Below are 14,215 nucleotides of genomic sequence, written 5' to 3' on the forward strand. Positions count from 1 at the left end.
CCGGAGCGGTAACTCCGCAGGGCCGGACAATCATCAATCAGTGAGGTATCAACTATGTCAGTAACCGATGTTAAAGCAAAAGCACCCAAAAAAGCGAGCAGCAAAAAAATTACGAAGGCACAGGAGGCTGCCCTGAAGATCGCCCTTGAGGCCGCTGCGGTCGAGTACGTTCCGCTGTCCGATCTCGTTAAATCCCCGCTGAACGTGCGCTCCATCCCCTATTCCGTGGACAGCGTTCGCGGTCTGGCCGACTCCATCGAGACGCTCGGACTGCTGCAGAACCTTATTGTTCACACCCTCGCGGACGGACAATCCGGCGTGGCCGCAGGTGGCCGCCGATTAACTGCCCTGCAACTGCTGGCGCAGGAAGGGCGTCTCGCTGCTGACCATACCGTTATGGTGAAGCGTGTTTCCGACGACATTGCCGCCCTTGCCTCCGTCGCCGAGAACGAGCAGCGCGCCGCCATGCATCCCGCCGAGCAGATTGCAGGTTTCCGTACGCTGGCAGGGCAGGGCAAAACCCCCGCGCAGATTGGCGACGCGCTCGGCTTCGGCTCCCGTCACGTGCAGCGCATGCTGAAGCTGGCAAACCTCGCCCCCTCCCTGATGGAGAAGCTTGCACAGGACGAACTGACCGTTGAGCAGTGTCAGGCGCTCTGTCTCGAGGACGATCCTGCCCGTCAGGTCGAGGTATTCGAAAACGTGAAGGCCAGCTGGTCAAACGCGCCCGCACACCTGATTAAACGCGCTATTACCGAAACCGAGATGCGCACCGACAACGCCAAATTTCGTTTTATCGGGCGCGATGCCTACGAGGCGGCAGGGGGTTACGTCCGTGAAGATCTGTTCAGCCAGGACGAGGGCGACGGTACGGCTGACAGCGTGCTGGTTGAGCGTCTGGTGCAGGAAAAGCTGGAGCGTATCGCGCAGGACATTCAGCAGCGGGAGGGCTGGGCATGGAGTCGCGGACGCGCAGCCCGCATCTGGTACCACGGCGAAGACGGTAAGGAGTTCGTGCAGCCTGCTGAACCCGATCCGGTGTACACCCCTGAGCAGCAGCAGCGTCTTGGTGCGCTGCGGGAGCAGTACGATACATATGACAGCGTTTGCGACGAGTCAGATGCGATCGAAGCGGACATCCTCGCCATTCAGGCGGCGGCAGAAGCCAGCGCGTGGACTGACGACATGAAGTCAGGCGCGGGAGTGATGGTCAGCCTGTACGAAGGGCAGGTGTACGTGCAGCGCGGTGTGCGCCTGAAAGCGGATATGCCTGAAGAAACCGTAACCAGCAGCGTAACGGTGCCATTCACCTCACACCAGCCCGACGCCGCAGAGGGGATCAGTGTTCCGCTGCTCACGAAAATGACCTCCGAACGTACGCTGGCAGTCCAGGCGGCGCTGATGCAGCAGCCCGAAAAGGCGGTGGCGCTGATGGTCTGGCGCATGTGTACCTGCGTCTTCTCGGGCTGCCTGACCACGACGCATCCGTTCCGTATCAGCCTCACTGTATCTCACGGCAGCCTGACGGAGAACGCCCCGTCCGGTAAGGATGGCGCAGCGTTTAACATCCTGATGACCGAACGGGCAAGGCTGAAAGCCCTGCTGCCGGAAGGGTGGGAGAAGGACTTCACCACCTTCTTTGCCCTTGACGGCGGGGTGTTGATGTCGCTGATGGCCTTCTGCACGGCCTGTTCCGTTGACGGGGTGCAGACCCGCGATATGGGGCACACCTCGCGCAGTACCCTCGATGCGGTCGAGGCGGCAATCGGCTTCCACCTGCGCGACTGGTGGCAGCCGACGAAGGACAACTACTTCGGCAGCCTGAAACATCCGCAGATTGTCGCCTCCCTGAAAGAGGCGGGGCTGACGGGCGCGGCGGGTGACGCGGAGAAGATGAAGAAGGGCGATGCTGCAGCGCATGCGGAGCACTTTATGCAGCACACCCGCTGGGTTCCGGCATGGCTCAAAGGACCGGAGTCAGCGGGTGAATCCGGTGCAGACGACGCGGCTTCAGATACCGACAGCCCTGACAACGACACCACCAACACGGCACACGCCGCCTGATAACGGAGCGCCGCCCTGCGGGGCGGCGATAAGGAGATACCCATGCGCACTATTCTGACCCCCGATGTACTGAAAACGATGTCCTGTGATGAGTTTGAGGACTGGCGGGACAGCGGCGAAGACTTCCGCCGCGAACTGACCCACGCCGTCATGCGTGACCTGTCCTGCCCTGAAAACTGGGATGTGAACGGCGAGTACCGCAGCGAGTTCGGCGGCTTCTTCCCCGTACAGATACGCTTTACCCCCTCGCACGGCAATTACCATATTGCGGTGTGCAGTCCTGGTGCCATCAGTCCGGCGTGGATGGTGGTGTTCGTGCCCGCCAGCGGTCGCCCGTTCTCCGTCATTCGTACCCTGAGCGGCTACCAGCCGGAGCTTGTCAGCCACACCGTCAGCCTGACGGCGCGTCTCGATGCGGACGGATACAGTCAGGCCAGCATCATCAGTATTCTGGCAGCGGAGGGCGCGGCATGATACCTGCAAACCTGTCACTGGTTCCCTTCAGCCCTGAGCGACGCGCCGCGATGGAGGCCATCGCGGAGGTTGAACGCCGGCGGTCGCGCGGCGCGGTGTCCACGATGTATCCGTATGCCAGCGCCTTTTTCCGGCGGCTCACGGGCAGCACGCGCATCACTATCAGGGAAATCCATCATTTTGCGCCGGTGCTGACGGCGCGGGAGCTGCGGGGCAGCAGGGACAGCTGGCTCAGTGCCATCGATGCGCTGATTGAAAGTCGCGGGACGCGTTGCTGGCTGCCGCTTCCCGTTGGTGCGGGTCAGCGCCTCTTTCCGGAGGTGGCCTTTCAGCAGACCGAGCGGGTTCGCTGTCAGGACGCCCTGCGGGATGAAAAATACACCCGACAGCGTCACAAAGAACGGTGCCAGCGTGAGCAGGCGTACCAGGCGCTGGCGGGGCAGGCGGAGATTGAGCTGGCATTCCATACGCCTGAAACGGTCAGCAGCTGGAGCGCACGCTGGTCGGGGACTGAACTGCGCCAGTACGACCTGGAAGAGATGTTCTGGCGCTGGAGCGAGCGTTTCCCGTCACTGGAGCCAATGGAGCGCTGGACGATGGAGAGTCAGCCTTTCTGGACGGTGATGGCTGAAACGAATGCGCTGGCAAGGGAAAGTCCGGGATCTGTCCGGCAGCTGGAGCGCTGGATGGTACCCAACAAGCTGACAGCGCGGAGTCAGGTATGAAGTGGCGTTACTCGCTGCGCTGGAAGCGTCCCGGTCCCTGTCCCGGTGAACCTGAACTGGCGTCAGAAGTGGTGGAGGCCGGGAAGCCAGCCCCTGAGTCCGTGATGTCACTGTGGGTGGCAGGAGCCGGATATGCTGTCTGCGTTGATTTTCTGTATGAACGGCCGATCAGGCGCTGGAGCGATGAGCGAAAGGCGGCCACGCGGCGACGGAATCTGGCGCGTCGTGTTAACAGGATCGCGCCCCTGTTTGCAGATGAACTCATTGAGCGGGAACTGACGGTGCGACCGGATTATTTTCGGGGAAAGTCGCCTCACTGAGTCTGATATCATATCCTGCCAGAATACGGTCGGCAGGGTGCTTAAAAGGGATAATTTAGAGATGAGATACTGGATACTGGTCGCGCTGTTAAATGGCCTGTTTACGCTGGTCATACATTACGCGGCGCCGGAGATGTTGGGAGGCACGGCGTACTATGCCGGGGTGGCAATCTGTGCCCTGATTGCGCTGGTTATCACCTGGCGCGATCCGCCAGGTATGCTGGACAACGTGCTCTTGTTTCTCCTTAAGTGGGGAATTGTGGCTTCAGGTCTGGCGTTTTTTATCTGGGGTATCGGATACAAGCTGGAATTCTGGGGAGATCATAACCCCGATGAAATTGGCGGTGCTGAGCGGTGTTCTGCTTCTGGTCAGTGGCTGGGTGTACTGGAGGCGAAGGTAACAAACTATACGCCAGCGTGAGGGCAGGAAAGTAAAAAGAGCGGTTATGCCTGCGGTATAACTGCTCTTTTATATGGTCCTCACGCTTTGTAATTTCCTGCTGTGAATCACCTCTGAAGAACGAACGCTGCGAATTATGGTGGCAGTTGTCTGTATCATCTTTTCAAATTTGCCTGCTGTCTGACGGGGTCACTGGCCATGACTGCGGGCGACCTCCCTGACGGGAACCGGGGCTGTCGTAAACGGAGCCGGTAAACCGTCTCCGCCCTGACGGGCTTCCATCCCACTGTCGCAACGTCAACACCGGCTCGCAGTGACCGTTCCGGTCACGCCGCTTTCACCATGCCGGCGATAAAGCCGCCGGCACTCAGGTGACGCCACGTCGTTCCGCCGTGTCGGGTGTGTTCATCCTCTCCCCGTACCTCTGGCGAGCCCTCTCCCGTTAAGTCCCCGGGCGGAGGGCTTGTCGTAGCACCGTCGTGTCGTCATCCGAAGGGTGAAATGCACTCCGCCAAAACTTTTTGCGAGGGACCGCAAAAACTTTAGTCTCCGCCCTTCTCCTGCCGCCCCGCCGTTGCTCCTTTGCCCTTTGCCGCCAGGGAACTCACCGAGAGATGGATAAACCACCAGACAGGAGGAAAAGCAGGATGAACACACAGAACGTCAACGTCAAAACCGCCACCAAAGAATCTTCCGAAAGATGGGTGAAAACCTCGTCCCTGCGTACTGATGGCTTTGTGCGCAATATCCATTCCCGTAACCCGTTCGATGTTATTCGCGCGGACGTGGTGCTGGCCCGTATGGAAATACAGGCTAACCGGGGATGTGGCCTGCACTACGAGATTTATGAGTCCCGTCTGCTGGGTATGGCTATGCATTACCTGGCAGAACTGCCACTGAAAGACCGTCCGGCGTTTATGGGGGCGGCAGCGAAACGGGGTTACATGCTGACGACTGCGGAAGAAGAACGTGCCGATGGTGAATGTGCTGACCTGATGATCGAGCTGGCGGCGGATTACTGATTACTTAACCGGCTGGCGGCAGGGGATGCCGCCAGTCACACCGGAGAAACATTATGAGCAACAGCAACACGAACAGTACGTTCAGCTTTGACGCATGGGAGAAAAGCGCGCTCAGCGAACTTGATACCCTGCAAAACCACGTCAGTAAAGCCCTGATGAAGTACCAGAGCAATACGGACAAAACGGCGCTGGGCGAGTCTGCAAACCGCTATATGGGCGAACTCAGAACCGCTGTCACGCGCATCCTGAAAGCCACGCCAGCCATTCAGCAGAAAGTCGACGAGATTGCCGACATGCTGCACCTGATGGCGCATTTTTCCGGCATCACGTTCGACGAATAACCACCACGGCGAAATATCAACGCCATTAACCAGAAGGAGATAAACCATGCACTTAAATCTGACCGAATCCTGCGCTGAAGCGGGTATTTATGCGACCAGTGAGGCCGAACGCGCGTACTGGCTGAGCCGCGAAAAGTCATATCTGACCGCGTCCGTCGAAATCGACGTACACGCCTTCCATGATGCGCTGGGGCTGATGTACCCGATGAACTGGCGCAGCAGTCAGAACGGCGAGTGTGAAACCTTCATGCTGGCGGAAATGGTCTGCGGTAATGTGACCGAAATCTACGCGCGGATCGGTATCCGTTATTACCGGATGCGCGACTACAGCAACCTTGACCACGCGGAGATTCTGGCACGCGTTAAGGAGGGAGTGCAGCGCCAGAAATGAAAAAGGCAGACTTTCGTCTGCCATATCCCGCCGGATTTACCCGCTTGCAACGATTAATCCGGCCTTCACCAAAAGGAACAAACCAATGCAATTCAGTGAAGTTTCGATTGTTACACCGACCGCCCTGTATGTCCAGATGCTTGAGGCGGAAAACGCACCCGTAAAAAAACAGGTGCGTATTAAACGCAGTGATATCGACCGTGACGACATCAGCGCCGAAATGCGGGCGCTGGGCCGTCACATAGCGCACTGCCGGAAGAAGGGGCGCGCCGTTCGTATTCCTGCCATGCGCGGGAGTGAGTGGGGGCAGGTGTTACGCACGCTCGAACTGAAGCGGGCATTTAACTGATAACTGAGCCGCTCCTTACGGGGCGGCATTTAAGGAGGAAATATGTCTCAACTCAGTTTTGCCAGCTTCTTTGATCAGGCGAGAGAAGCCGCACCCTTAACACCCGCTAAACCCGTATTGCCCACCGTGAATGCGCAGCCGATACTGCACCGGATGATGACAATCGACCAGGCCCGCCGCCAGTTTATCAGCGTGTTCAGGGATACCGCCCGCAGCCTGCGCCGCTGGGAGGTGTTCAGCGACTTTATCACGCTGGCCGCCAGCGAGCTGGATATGGCGCGGATAAGAACGCCAGAGAATATTGAGCAGAGCCGCAAAATCTGCGCGAAGTACAGCGAGAGTGATATCAGCAACCTGCATACGCTTTTCTGCCTGATGGTCTGCGCACTGGAGGCCAAATTCCACGACTTCCTCGGCGCGATCTTCATGGAGCTTGAGCTTGGCGACGACCGCAACGGACAGTATTTCACGCCGTATCACGTCCAGTCACTGCTGGCGAGGCTGCTGATGCCGGACGTCGACGAAACGATACGCCGTGAGGGATTCGTTACCGTCAGCGATCCGGCAAGCGGTGCGGCGGGAATGATTGTGGCGTATGCGGAATATCTGCTGGAGGCGGGCTATAACCCGTCTGAACATATGTTCGGAAGCTGCATCGATATTGATTCTGTTGCGGCCGATATGGCGTTTATTCAGCTTTCCCTGCTGGGTATTCCTGCCGAGGTGGTCACGGGCAATACGCTGACGATGAAGTTAAACAGGGTGCGGTATACGCCTGTGTACTACATCAACAACTTTGGTAAGCGGCTGGACGATCAGCGCCGTATCAGTGCCATGCGCGAATTTTTGCGCTGTATAAATGACGCTGCATAGCTATCCAGAAGGGCAGGGGAGTGTCCTGCCTTTCGTGGCATCAAAGGCCGCGCGCCTGCGGCGCAGAATAAGCAGGCTGCGCTGACGCGCTGCCTGCATTATTCCGGCGCGTGGTAGTCTGAAGTTCCTGTCTTTTGGTCAGGTGGTTAATATTCCTCATTCTCCTGCTGGCGATGGTCTTTATTATTCTGCCGCGGATATGGATATTATCCTTTCTTTTCCGGGCGTCGTCCCTGAAGGGACACGGCTGTCGTGAACGGAGCCGGTAAACCGTCTCCGCCCTTCGGGCGTCCATCCTGACGTAAATTCAAATTCACGCTTGCTGCATCCCGAATGGATGCGCCGCTTTCACCGTGGCGGTAATAAATTACCCCCACTCTGAAGCCCGTAACGGTAATTCGTCTTACGCCGATTTTCCGTTACGGGATGTGTGCATTCTCCTGGTGTGACTATCGCCCGATTTCATCAGTTCGCGGAGGGCTGCTTTTAGCATCAGCCAGTAAGGAAATAAAGGGGTATATAAACGCTGCGCGCCCCTTTATTTCCTTACTGTCAGCTGCTCATTGCCCTTCGCCGCTCAGTGATGAAGTCGAACGATGTAATAACCCAATGAGGAGAAAACCAGAATGCACACATTAAACGTCAAAACCGCCACTCGTGAATCAGCCGAACAATTTAAGATCGATGAACGCCAGCGCTACTCTGTTACAGATGGTGATGAACGTCTGGATTTTATTCCTGCGCTCTTTTTTACGCCTTCTGCTGATAACATGATTGCCAGCTGGTTACGTCAGCATTCAGATTATGATGGCGGTTTCTGGAATTACTGGATTATTCCGCAGGGCACCGGAGGAAACATTGCTCCGAACTGTGTCAGATTCACCACGACGCAAACCGGATATATCGCACCGGAAGGTGAACAGCGCTATAACATGGTTATTCCCGGTAATTACTTTGAAGCAGAGGTCAGTGCCGATGCTGCCGGAATTATTGCGACCCTGATGATCATGAACTGGTTGTCCTGGCAGGTTGCAGATATGGGGCCTGAATATTCGAAAGTCTGTAAACACCTCGTCGCTCGTCAGGATGCACTGAAAGACTACATCAGTATCATAAAACACCCTGAAGCAGATTTAATTTATCGGGCTATTGATTGACGACATAAATACTGGATGAATAAAAAGACCTCCTGTTGAGGTCTTTTTACTGTTTTGCAAGAGTCTGCGCTGCATTTTTATTATTCTTTATAGCCCGATATGTTGCCTCAATTTTTCTGGCATAGACATATCTTCTCTGCGCCTGTTCTTCTGTTTTCCTGAAACCTGCATTATAAGCGCCCACGGCCTGCCAGCTGACTCCCCACTTTTTGAATGCAATTGCAAGATAGTAAGCCCCGGTGTAGATATTCATACACGGATCGGAAAGAAGATGCTCCGGTTTTATTCCATAACGAGCCAGTTCGTTAAAGTGCTGGGAGTCCACCTGCATAAGTCCGGAGCCAAAACCCGAAACAGGATTGTAGCCTTTTACGTATGTGCGGAAGTTCGATTCATTCCAGGAGATTGCCCGAAGCAGATCCGGATCTATATGATAATCCCTTCCTGCCAGATCAAAACAATCAGCAGCGTTCAACATTCCAGAAAAAGCCAACATTAAAAACGTAAGAGCAATCCGTTTCATTTCTTCCCTCCGGGCACCATGCCGGAAATACGTTAACCCATCCCATGCCCAGACTCAACTAATATGCACTCCTCACCACCAAAAGTTCCACACCCCACGCAAAATTAAAGTTTTGCTGATTGGGTATTCAAATCATGCAGTTAGTGAAAAAGTAATGTGAAATAATTTATTTTAATGTGTGTAAACGACTCGGTAGCGAGTTCTATTCGACTCGGTAAAAACTCTACTCAGAGTCATTTGTGACTATTTTTAATAAATCCATTGAGTTATGACTACGGCGAGTCTATATTCGAGTCGTGAATTTTTACAGTGTGTGTCGGCATGCAAGTCGTCTGTTTTCTGGCAGGGAGTTTGTGCCGAGTCGTGCATTTTTAGCTTTTCAAAATATTCTGAGGTACAGAAGTTTTGGAACTATAAATAAGGAGAAAATTATGGCCAGAGTTCAGGTCTATGTAAGCGATGAAGTGTCAGAGAAAATAAGAGTAATCGCTGAAAAACGTCGCGCTGAAGGAGCGAGAGATAAAGATGTAAGTTTTTCGAGCATTGCATCAATGCTGGTCGAACTTGGTCTTCGGGTCTATGAAGCGCAAATGGAAAGAAAAGAGTCTTCCTTTAATCAGGCGCTCTATAATAAAACTATTCTTGAAAATGTAATGAAAACTCAATTTATAGTCAGCAAGCTCCTGGCGATGGAGTCGCTGAGTCCGCATCTCGCAGGAAATGAAAAATTTGATTTCAGGGATATGGTTACGTGTATACGTGAAGATGTGCAACAGATTGTTGAAAAATTCTTCCCCCAGGAGGAAGAGTCTCAAGATAATTAGCTGAAAATGTTTGATAAATAGGATTTAGATCTGCTGTTTTTGAGTGACTTTGGCGTCAGTAATTGATATATTTTATGCAGACATAAGTAAAATTTGATGCTCGCCATTCAGTTTGGCGGGTCGCCGGTACACCGGGCTAGACCCCCGGGTGTACCGACTATACACAGAAACCTTCAGAGGAGGCTTCAATGCACCCGCGCGATCCTAGAGATCTCTCCCAATCAAGTCAATCATTAGATGATATTGTGAAGCGTTTTGATGCGCTCTATAAGTACTCACCTTTGCCTTTTTGCATTCGGAATCAATCCAGAAACCCCATATATAAAAATGATGCATATTTAGATTTCTTTCACCCATTATCAAAGTGTTTTTCAGGTGTCAGTTTTGATCCTGATGAAGTTGAGCTTGATTTGTCGACAATTGAGTTGGAGGCCTTTGTTATGGGGCCTGATACAGCTATTTGTAGAACTTTTAATTTGAATGGTGAGTTTTATCAGTTACGTGTTGAAATTCGTATGGTAAATAAAGAATTATATGCTTTATGGTTTATTAATTACTTCCCGGATTATCAAGCTTTATTCAATACCTCGAATAGGATAAAAAATGATGAGTTTGATTTTGATATTTTTATATCAGGGTTGACGAATAAAAAGATGATTACGTTATGTTTTTCAATTCTTGGTTTTCAACTTCATACGATGGCGCAATATTTAGGTGTCTCTGAAAAAGCAATTTCAAGCAGACTTTCTAGTGTGAAGAGTGAGCTTGCGAAATATTTTATTGATTACGATGACTTCAGATTCTACTGCATGAGAATGGACGTATACAGAAAGGTGAGAATGGTTGTTCTTAAGGTTTTGAATGTTAAATTTATGTAAAAAATATAGTGGAATTTTTCGCGTATTGAATAAATTGTATTCAATGTGTCACTATCCTGACGCAGGAATATGTTGAGAGGGAAAACATGATTAGACGTCACAGGCTTCGTGGCCCAACGGTAACTATGTCGATCTACCTTGACCCACAAACCGATCTTCTTATTTTGAAGGCGAAGGACAGAAGTGGTCGTTCTAAATCAGCTGAAGCGCTGATTCGGTTACGTGACCACCTGGAAAAATTCCCTGATTTCTATAACTCTGAAATGGCGGAGGTGATCCCAAACAATCTTGAACCCAAGTCACAAAATTAGTTTCTTAGGATTTTTATTTCAACAAATCTATCCGGTGTAATTAAAGGATTAATGAATATGACTGATGTGTCTGTTATTAACGCTGTACCCGCGACCCCTGCAAAGAAAAAATTCAGCAAAGTCGCGTTACTCAAAGCGCTGAAGTTTGCCCTGCCTGTCGCAGCCCTTGCTGCGTTTTTCCCTGATACGGTTCTTGCCTCGACTGCGGGTAAAGATCTGATGTCCAGCGGCGATGCAACCGTTAAAGGAACATTTGGTAAAGACTCCAGCGTGGTTAAGTGGGTTATTCTTGCCGAAGTTCTGGTGGGCGCCGTGATGTATATGACGACCAAGAACCTCAAGTTCCTGGCGGGCTTTGCGATCCTGTCCGTATTCGTCACGGTAGGTATGTCTGTCGCAGGATACTGATATCCAGCGACAGCCGTTCAGAGCCACTTCCGACTATTAAATTCCGGTTTAATTCTGAATGCCCTTCACGAGCATTCACGGGAGGGCTTTGCCTGTAATCCGGCTGGCAGGTATTTCCATACTGCCAGCTGTACCGGAGACGGAACATATATGGCAGATGAATCTCTCAAAAAATATCGCTTTCCCGAAACCCTGACGAATCAGAGCCGCTGGTTTGGCCTTCCTGTGGATGAGCTTATTCCGGCGATTGTCTGCCTGGGGTGGGGATTCTGGACCCAGCATGATATCCCCGGAATTATCGCTGCCGTACTGGCCTATCTCGGAATTAAAAAGCTCAAAAAAGGGCGGGGCAGTTCATGGCTACGGGACCTGGTCTACTGGTATATGCCGACCTCACTGCTGAGGGGGATTTTTCATGATGTACCCGACTCATGCTACCGCCAGTGGATTAAATAGACAGGAATAATCAGATGGAACACGGAGCACGATTAAGTACACAGCGGGTTATTGCCATCGGCTTTATTGCCATGGGGGTGGTTATTCTGGGAAGCATCACCACCAATGTTATTCAGGCCGTCAACAACTACCGCCTTCAGAATGAGCAGAAGTCTATCGTCACGCCAATGCTTTTCAACGCGCCGTTTGCCGTGTCGCAGAACCAGGCAGATGCCTCCTACCTGCAACAGATGGCCCTGTCGCTTATCGCCCTTCGCCTCAATGTTACCCCGGAAACCGTTGATGCCTCTCATGAGCAGCTGCTGTCCTATGTCAAACCCGCAGCGCAGAACGAGCTGAAAATCCGGCTTGCTGAGGATGCGAAGCGCATTAAGGACAACAACGTTAACTCGTCTTTCTATATGACCAGCGTGAAGGTTTACCCGGCAAGCAGCCGCGTGGACGTACGCGGCCAGTTGAAGACCTGGATAGGCGACTCGAAACCGTATCCCGAGCTGAAACAGTACGTTCTCAAGTTCGAGCGCGAGGACGGCATCAGCTGGCTCAGTCACTTCGGAGAAATCACCGATGAACAAAAATAGTCGCCGTGCGCTGCTGGCGTTGCTGATGCTCGCTTCCGGTCAGACGGTCGCCGCACCCGCTGCGCTTTCTGCCACGATTGTCCCGTTGACGAACGGCGGACAGGCCAGCATCGCGGTCAGCAATACCGACCCGAACCTTTTTACAGTCGCAGGTGACCGCGTGACGGCCCTGACCAGCCTCGACGGTGAGCTGACGCGTCAGGAACAGACGGCAAGCGGTGGTGTGATTGTCAGCACCCTCAACAAAAAGCCCTTCACGTTCATTCTGGAAACCGAACGCGGCCTCAACTTCTCGGTACAGGCCGTGCCACGTGCGGGCGCGGGGCGAACCATCCGGCTGGTCAGCGAGCTGTCCGGTACGGGTGAAGCGGCGCGCACCTGGGAAGAGTCTTCCCCCTACGAGGCCACGCTGGTTTCCCTGAGCCAGCATCTGCTGGGCGGGCAGCTTCCGTCCGGCTGGCAGGCTATCCCCGTTACGCATGAAGCCCTCAACGCTCCCGCCGGACTTTCTGCAGTCCCCGAGCGCGTCTGGGTGGGTAATCACCTTAAGGTGGTGCGCTATCGCGTCACCAACAATACCGGGATGGCCCGCAACATCGCGGAAAGCGACTTCTGGCAGAGCGGCATTCGCGGCGTGCTGTTTGGTGAAGCCTCGCGTCAGCTGATGGCGGGCGGCGCCCTGCAGGTCTTCATTATCAGCAGCGGAGGTGCGGCTGATGGCCAGCATTAATTCAGTGGTGAAGCGCAAGCAGTTTATCTGGCTGGGTATCGTGCTGGCGACCGTGGGCGTGGTGGTGGGCGGCGGCTGGTATCTGGCGGATGCACGCTACGAGGGCAGCAGCGATGCGGCAGCCGCCGGCGAGCCTGCGCCCGATATGACCGGCGTGGTGGACAGCACCTTTGACCAGAAGGTGCAGCAGCATGCCACGACCGAGATGCAGGCTACGGCCTCCGAGATGCAGAAGCAGTATGCCGAAATGCGCCGCGAGCTTGAGCTGCTCAGCAAGGGGCAGGCAGGCTATCAGCACCAGATTGACAAACTCAGTCAGGATAATGCGGCGCTTTCCGCTCAGGTTAGCGCGCTGGGGGCGAAACCCGTCACCGCATCGGGTGAGCCGGCCCCGCAACCGCCAGTGCCTGCGCCGGGGCCTGAAGGTGAGCCGCAGCCGACCGGTTTCCCGCCGCAGACGGGGGCCGTCCCGCCGCCGACCGCGTTCTATCCTGGTAACGGCGTCACGCCGCCGGCGCAGGTGCAGTACCAGCCCATCCCCGTACCCAACCAGCTGCGCCGGCAGTCTTTTGCCCACAGCGACGAGAGTAAAGGTCCGTCCCTGCCGTACATCCCGTCGGGCAGCTTCGCCAAATCGATGCTGATTGAGGGGGCTGACGCCAACGCCTCCGTAACCGGTAACGAGTCCACGGTGCCGATGCAGCTGCGCATTACGGGCAGGGTGGAAATGCCCAACAGCAAAAGCTACGACCTGACCGGCTGCTTCATCGGGCTTGAAGCCTGGGGCGACGTGTCCAGCGAACGCGCCATCGTACGCACCCGCAACATCAGCTGCCTGAAGCACGGCGTCACCATCGACCAGCCCATTGCCGGGCACGTGAGCTTCCGGGGAAAAAACGGCATCAAGGGCGAGGTGGTGATGCGAAACGGCAAAATCCTCGGCTGGGCATGGGGCGCGGGATTTGTTGACGGCATCGGTCAGGGCGTGCAGACCGCGTCCCAGCCTTCGGTCGGCCTCGGCGCCACGGCATCACTCGGCGCGGGTGACGTGATGAAGATGGGGATTGGCGGAGGCGCCTCCAAAGCCGCCCAGACCCTCAGCGACTACTACATCAAACGCGCAGAGCAGTACCACCCCGTCATTCCTATTGGGGCGGGTAACGAAGTGACCGTTGTCTTTCAGGACGGTTTTCAGCTGAAAACCATTGAAGAGCTGGCGCACGAGAATGACAGAAGCAAAGCGGAGGGCGACGACCGCAGCCCGGTTCCGCCGCCGTCAGTCCCGCAGGGCGGCATGAACGGGTTCAGTACCGACCAGATGCTCAACCAGCTGGGCAGGCTTAACCAGAGCCAGTTTATGCCGAAGGCCGACTCACAATAACCCCACG

At 54.5% G+C, this 14,215-nt stretch carries 20 protein-coding genes; 19 read left to right on the plus strand and 1 reads right to left on the minus strand.

From position 1 onward, the window contains the following. Window positions 1-54: 54 nt before the first annotated feature. The 11 genes from L2Y28_RS24270 to L2Y28_RS24320 all read left to right on the plus strand — a co-directional run bounded on the left by L2Y28_RS24270 (window position 55) and on the right by L2Y28_RS24320 (window position 8,116). The gene (locus L2Y28_RS24270; RefSeq protein ID WP_016479992.1) at window positions 55-2,064 is read left to right on the plus strand and encodes a ParB/RepB/Spo0J family partition protein; all 2,010 of its coding nucleotides are present in this window, start codon (window positions 55-57) and stop codon (window positions 2,062-2,064) included. 42 nt (window positions 2,065-2,106) lie between these two features. Next, complete coding sequence (gene psiB, locus L2Y28_RS24275; RefSeq protein WP_008324186.1) at window positions 2,107-2,538, plus strand: conjugation system SOS inhibitor PsiB; 432 nt, start codon at window positions 2,107-2,109, stop codon at window positions 2,536-2,538. Beyond that, entirely contained in the window at window positions 2,535-3,263 is a 729-nt protein-coding gene (locus L2Y28_RS24280; RefSeq protein ID WP_008324185.1) for a plasmid SOS inhibition protein A, read from the plus strand. The genes psiB and L2Y28_RS24280 overlap by 4 nt, the downstream gene beginning before the upstream one ends. Continuing rightward, the gene (locus tag L2Y28_RS24285; protein WP_008324183.1) at window positions 3,260-3,583 is read left to right on the plus strand and encodes a hypothetical protein; all 324 of its coding nucleotides are present in this window, start codon (window positions 3,260-3,262) and stop codon (window positions 3,581-3,583) included. Before L2Y28_RS24280 ends, L2Y28_RS24285 begins: the two co-directional genes overlap by 4 nt. Window positions 3,584-3,644: 61 nt before the next feature. Further along, a complete protein-coding gene (locus L2Y28_RS24290; RefSeq protein ID WP_015493069.1) occupies window positions 3,645-4,004 on the plus strand; it encodes a hypothetical protein in 360 nt (119 codons plus the stop codon). Between the two features lie 626 nt (window positions 4,005-4,630). Beyond that, entirely contained in the window at window positions 4,631-5,005 is a 375-nt protein-coding gene (locus tag L2Y28_RS24295) for a hypothetical protein (protein WP_008324180.1), read from the plus strand. Between the two features lie 53 nt (window positions 5,006-5,058). Then, window positions 5,059-5,346 (plus strand): hypothetical protein, encoded by a 288-nt coding sequence (locus tag L2Y28_RS24300; RefSeq protein ID WP_008324178.1) that lies wholly within the window; start codon window positions 5,059-5,061, stop codon window positions 5,344-5,346. A gap of 46 nt (window positions 5,347-5,392) precedes the next feature. Next, window positions 5,393-5,737 carry a hypothetical protein gene (locus L2Y28_RS24305; RefSeq protein WP_008324177.1) on the plus strand — a complete coding sequence of 115 codons (345 nt, stop codon included), beginning with the start codon at window positions 5,393-5,395 and terminating at the stop codon, window positions 5,735-5,737. 85 nt (window positions 5,738-5,822) lie between these two features. Continuing rightward, window positions 5,823-6,086: a hypothetical protein gene (locus tag L2Y28_RS24310; RefSeq protein ID WP_008324174.1), complete on the plus strand. Its 264-nt coding sequence runs from the start codon at window positions 5,823-5,825 to the stop codon at window positions 6,084-6,086. Window positions 6,087-6,128: 42 nt separating this feature from the next. Beyond that, entirely contained in the window at window positions 6,129-6,959 is an 831-nt protein-coding gene (locus L2Y28_RS24315) for an N-6 DNA methylase (protein WP_008324171.1), read from the plus strand. A gap of 626 nt (window positions 6,960-7,585) precedes the next feature. Then, window positions 7,586-8,116 carry an antirestriction protein gene (locus L2Y28_RS24320; protein WP_008324170.1) on the plus strand — a complete coding sequence of 177 codons (531 nt, stop codon included), beginning with the start codon at window positions 7,586-7,588 and terminating at the stop codon, window positions 8,114-8,116. A 46-nt stretch (window positions 8,117-8,162) separates the two neighbouring features. On the opposite strand, the gene L2Y28_RS24325 is transcribed toward L2Y28_RS24320, so the two are convergent. Next, window positions 8,163-8,639 carry a transglycosylase SLT domain-containing protein gene (locus L2Y28_RS24325; RefSeq protein WP_008324168.1) on the minus strand — a complete coding sequence of 159 codons (477 nt, stop codon included), beginning with the start codon at window positions 8,637-8,639 and terminating at the stop codon, window positions 8,163-8,165. Between the two features lie 431 nt (window positions 8,640-9,070). On the opposite strand from L2Y28_RS24325, the gene traM reads away from it, so the two are divergent. From traM to traB, 8 genes are all read left to right on the plus strand, one after another. Beyond that, on the plus strand, window positions 9,071-9,463 hold the full coding sequence (gene traM, locus L2Y28_RS24330; protein ID WP_008324167.1) for a conjugal transfer relaxosome DNA-binding protein TraM: 393 nt from the start codon (window positions 9,071-9,073) through the stop codon (window positions 9,461-9,463). A 188-nt stretch (window positions 9,464-9,651) separates the two neighbouring features. Further along, a complete protein-coding gene (locus tag L2Y28_RS24335; protein WP_008324166.1) occupies window positions 9,652-10,341 on the plus strand; it encodes a hypothetical protein in 690 nt (229 codons plus the stop codon). An 86-nt stretch (window positions 10,342-10,427) separates the two neighbouring features. Further along, entirely contained in the window at window positions 10,428-10,652 is a 225-nt protein-coding gene (locus L2Y28_RS24340; RefSeq protein ID WP_008324165.1) for a TraY domain-containing protein, read from the plus strand. Between the two features lie 57 nt (window positions 10,653-10,709). Beyond that, window positions 10,710-11,060: a type IV conjugative transfer system pilin TraA gene (gene traA / locus L2Y28_RS24345; RefSeq protein WP_016247536.1), complete on the plus strand. Its 351-nt coding sequence runs from the start codon at window positions 10,710-10,712 to the stop codon at window positions 11,058-11,060. A 150-nt stretch (window positions 11,061-11,210) separates the two neighbouring features. Next, entirely contained in the window at window positions 11,211-11,516 is a 306-nt protein-coding gene (gene traL / locus L2Y28_RS24350) for a type IV conjugative transfer system protein TraL (protein WP_016479987.1), read from the plus strand. Window positions 11,517-11,530: 14 nt separating this feature from the next. Then, window positions 11,531-12,097, plus strand: a complete 567-nt coding sequence (traE, locus tag L2Y28_RS24355) for a type IV conjugative transfer system protein TraE (RefSeq protein ID WP_016247535.1) — start codon at window positions 11,531-11,533, stop codon at window positions 12,095-12,097. Further along, a complete protein-coding gene (traK, locus tag L2Y28_RS24360; RefSeq protein ID WP_008324157.1) occupies window positions 12,084-12,827 on the plus strand; it encodes a type-F conjugative transfer system secretin TraK in 744 nt (247 codons plus the stop codon). Before traE ends, traK begins: the two co-directional genes overlap by 14 nt. Further along, the gene (gene traB, locus L2Y28_RS24365; RefSeq protein WP_016479986.1) at window positions 12,814-14,208 is read left to right on the plus strand and encodes an F-type conjugal transfer pilus assembly protein TraB; all 1,395 of its coding nucleotides are present in this window, start codon (window positions 12,814-12,816) and stop codon (window positions 14,206-14,208) included. The genes traK and traB overlap by 14 nt, the downstream gene beginning before the upstream one ends. Window positions 14,209-14,215 lie beyond the last annotated feature (7 nt).

This window comes from Enterobacter sp. JH25 (assembly GCF_021725435.1).
Lineage (GTDB): Bacteria > Pseudomonadota > Gammaproteobacteria > Enterobacterales > Enterobacteriaceae > Enterobacter > Enterobacter intestinihominis.

Excerpts from the sequence above, each read along its gene's own strand:
- L2Y28_RS24270 (WP_016479992.1), top strand. The coding sequence starts at position 55 with ATGTCAGTAACCGATGTTAAAGCAAAAGCACCCAAAAAAGCGAGCAGC.
- psiB (WP_008324186.1), top strand. The coding sequence starts at position 2,107 with ATGCGCACTATTCTGACCCCCGATGTACTGAAAACGATGTCCTGTGAT.
- L2Y28_RS24280 (WP_008324185.1), top strand. The coding sequence starts at position 2,535 with ATGATACCTGCAAACCTGTCACTGGTTCCCTTCAGCCCTGAGCGACGC.
- L2Y28_RS24285 (WP_008324183.1), top strand. The coding sequence starts at position 3,260 with ATGAAGTGGCGTTACTCGCTGCGCTGGAAGCGTCCCGGTCCCTGTCCC.
- L2Y28_RS24290 (WP_015493069.1), top strand. The coding sequence starts at position 3,645 with ATGAGATACTGGATACTGGTCGCGCTGTTAAATGGCCTGTTTACGCTG.
- L2Y28_RS24295 (WP_008324180.1), top strand. The coding sequence starts at position 4,631 with ATGAACACACAGAACGTCAACGTCAAAACCGCCACCAAAGAATCTTCC.
- L2Y28_RS24300 (WP_008324178.1), top strand. The coding sequence starts at position 5,059 with ATGAGCAACAGCAACACGAACAGTACGTTCAGCTTTGACGCATGGGAG.
- L2Y28_RS24305 (WP_008324177.1), top strand. The coding sequence starts at position 5,393 with ATGCACTTAAATCTGACCGAATCCTGCGCTGAAGCGGGTATTTATGCG.
- L2Y28_RS24310 (WP_008324174.1), top strand. The coding sequence starts at position 5,823 with ATGCAATTCAGTGAAGTTTCGATTGTTACACCGACCGCCCTGTATGTC.
- L2Y28_RS24315 (WP_008324171.1), top strand. The coding sequence starts at position 6,129 with ATGTCTCAACTCAGTTTTGCCAGCTTCTTTGATCAGGCGAGAGAAGCC.
- L2Y28_RS24320 (WP_008324170.1), top strand. The coding sequence starts at position 7,586 with ATGCACACATTAAACGTCAAAACCGCCACTCGTGAATCAGCCGAACAA.
- L2Y28_RS24325 (WP_008324168.1), bottom strand. The coding sequence starts at position 8,639 with ATGAAACGGATTGCTCTTACGTTTTTAATGTTGGCTTTTTCTGGAATG.
- traM (WP_008324167.1), top strand. The coding sequence starts at position 9,071 with ATGGCCAGAGTTCAGGTCTATGTAAGCGATGAAGTGTCAGAGAAAATA.
- L2Y28_RS24335 (WP_008324166.1), top strand. The coding sequence starts at position 9,652 with ATGCACCCGCGCGATCCTAGAGATCTCTCCCAATCAAGTCAATCATTA.
- L2Y28_RS24340 (WP_008324165.1), top strand. The coding sequence starts at position 10,428 with ATGATTAGACGTCACAGGCTTCGTGGCCCAACGGTAACTATGTCGATC.
- traA (WP_016247536.1), top strand. The coding sequence starts at position 10,710 with ATGACTGATGTGTCTGTTATTAACGCTGTACCCGCGACCCCTGCAAAG.
- traL (WP_016479987.1), top strand. The coding sequence starts at position 11,211 with ATGGCAGATGAATCTCTCAAAAAATATCGCTTTCCCGAAACCCTGACG.
- traE (WP_016247535.1), top strand. The coding sequence starts at position 11,531 with ATGGAACACGGAGCACGATTAAGTACACAGCGGGTTATTGCCATCGGC.
- traK (WP_008324157.1), top strand. The coding sequence starts at position 12,084 with ATGAACAAAAATAGTCGCCGTGCGCTGCTGGCGTTGCTGATGCTCGCT.
- traB (WP_016479986.1), top strand. The coding sequence starts at position 12,814 with ATGGCCAGCATTAATTCAGTGGTGAAGCGCAAGCAGTTTATCTGGCTG.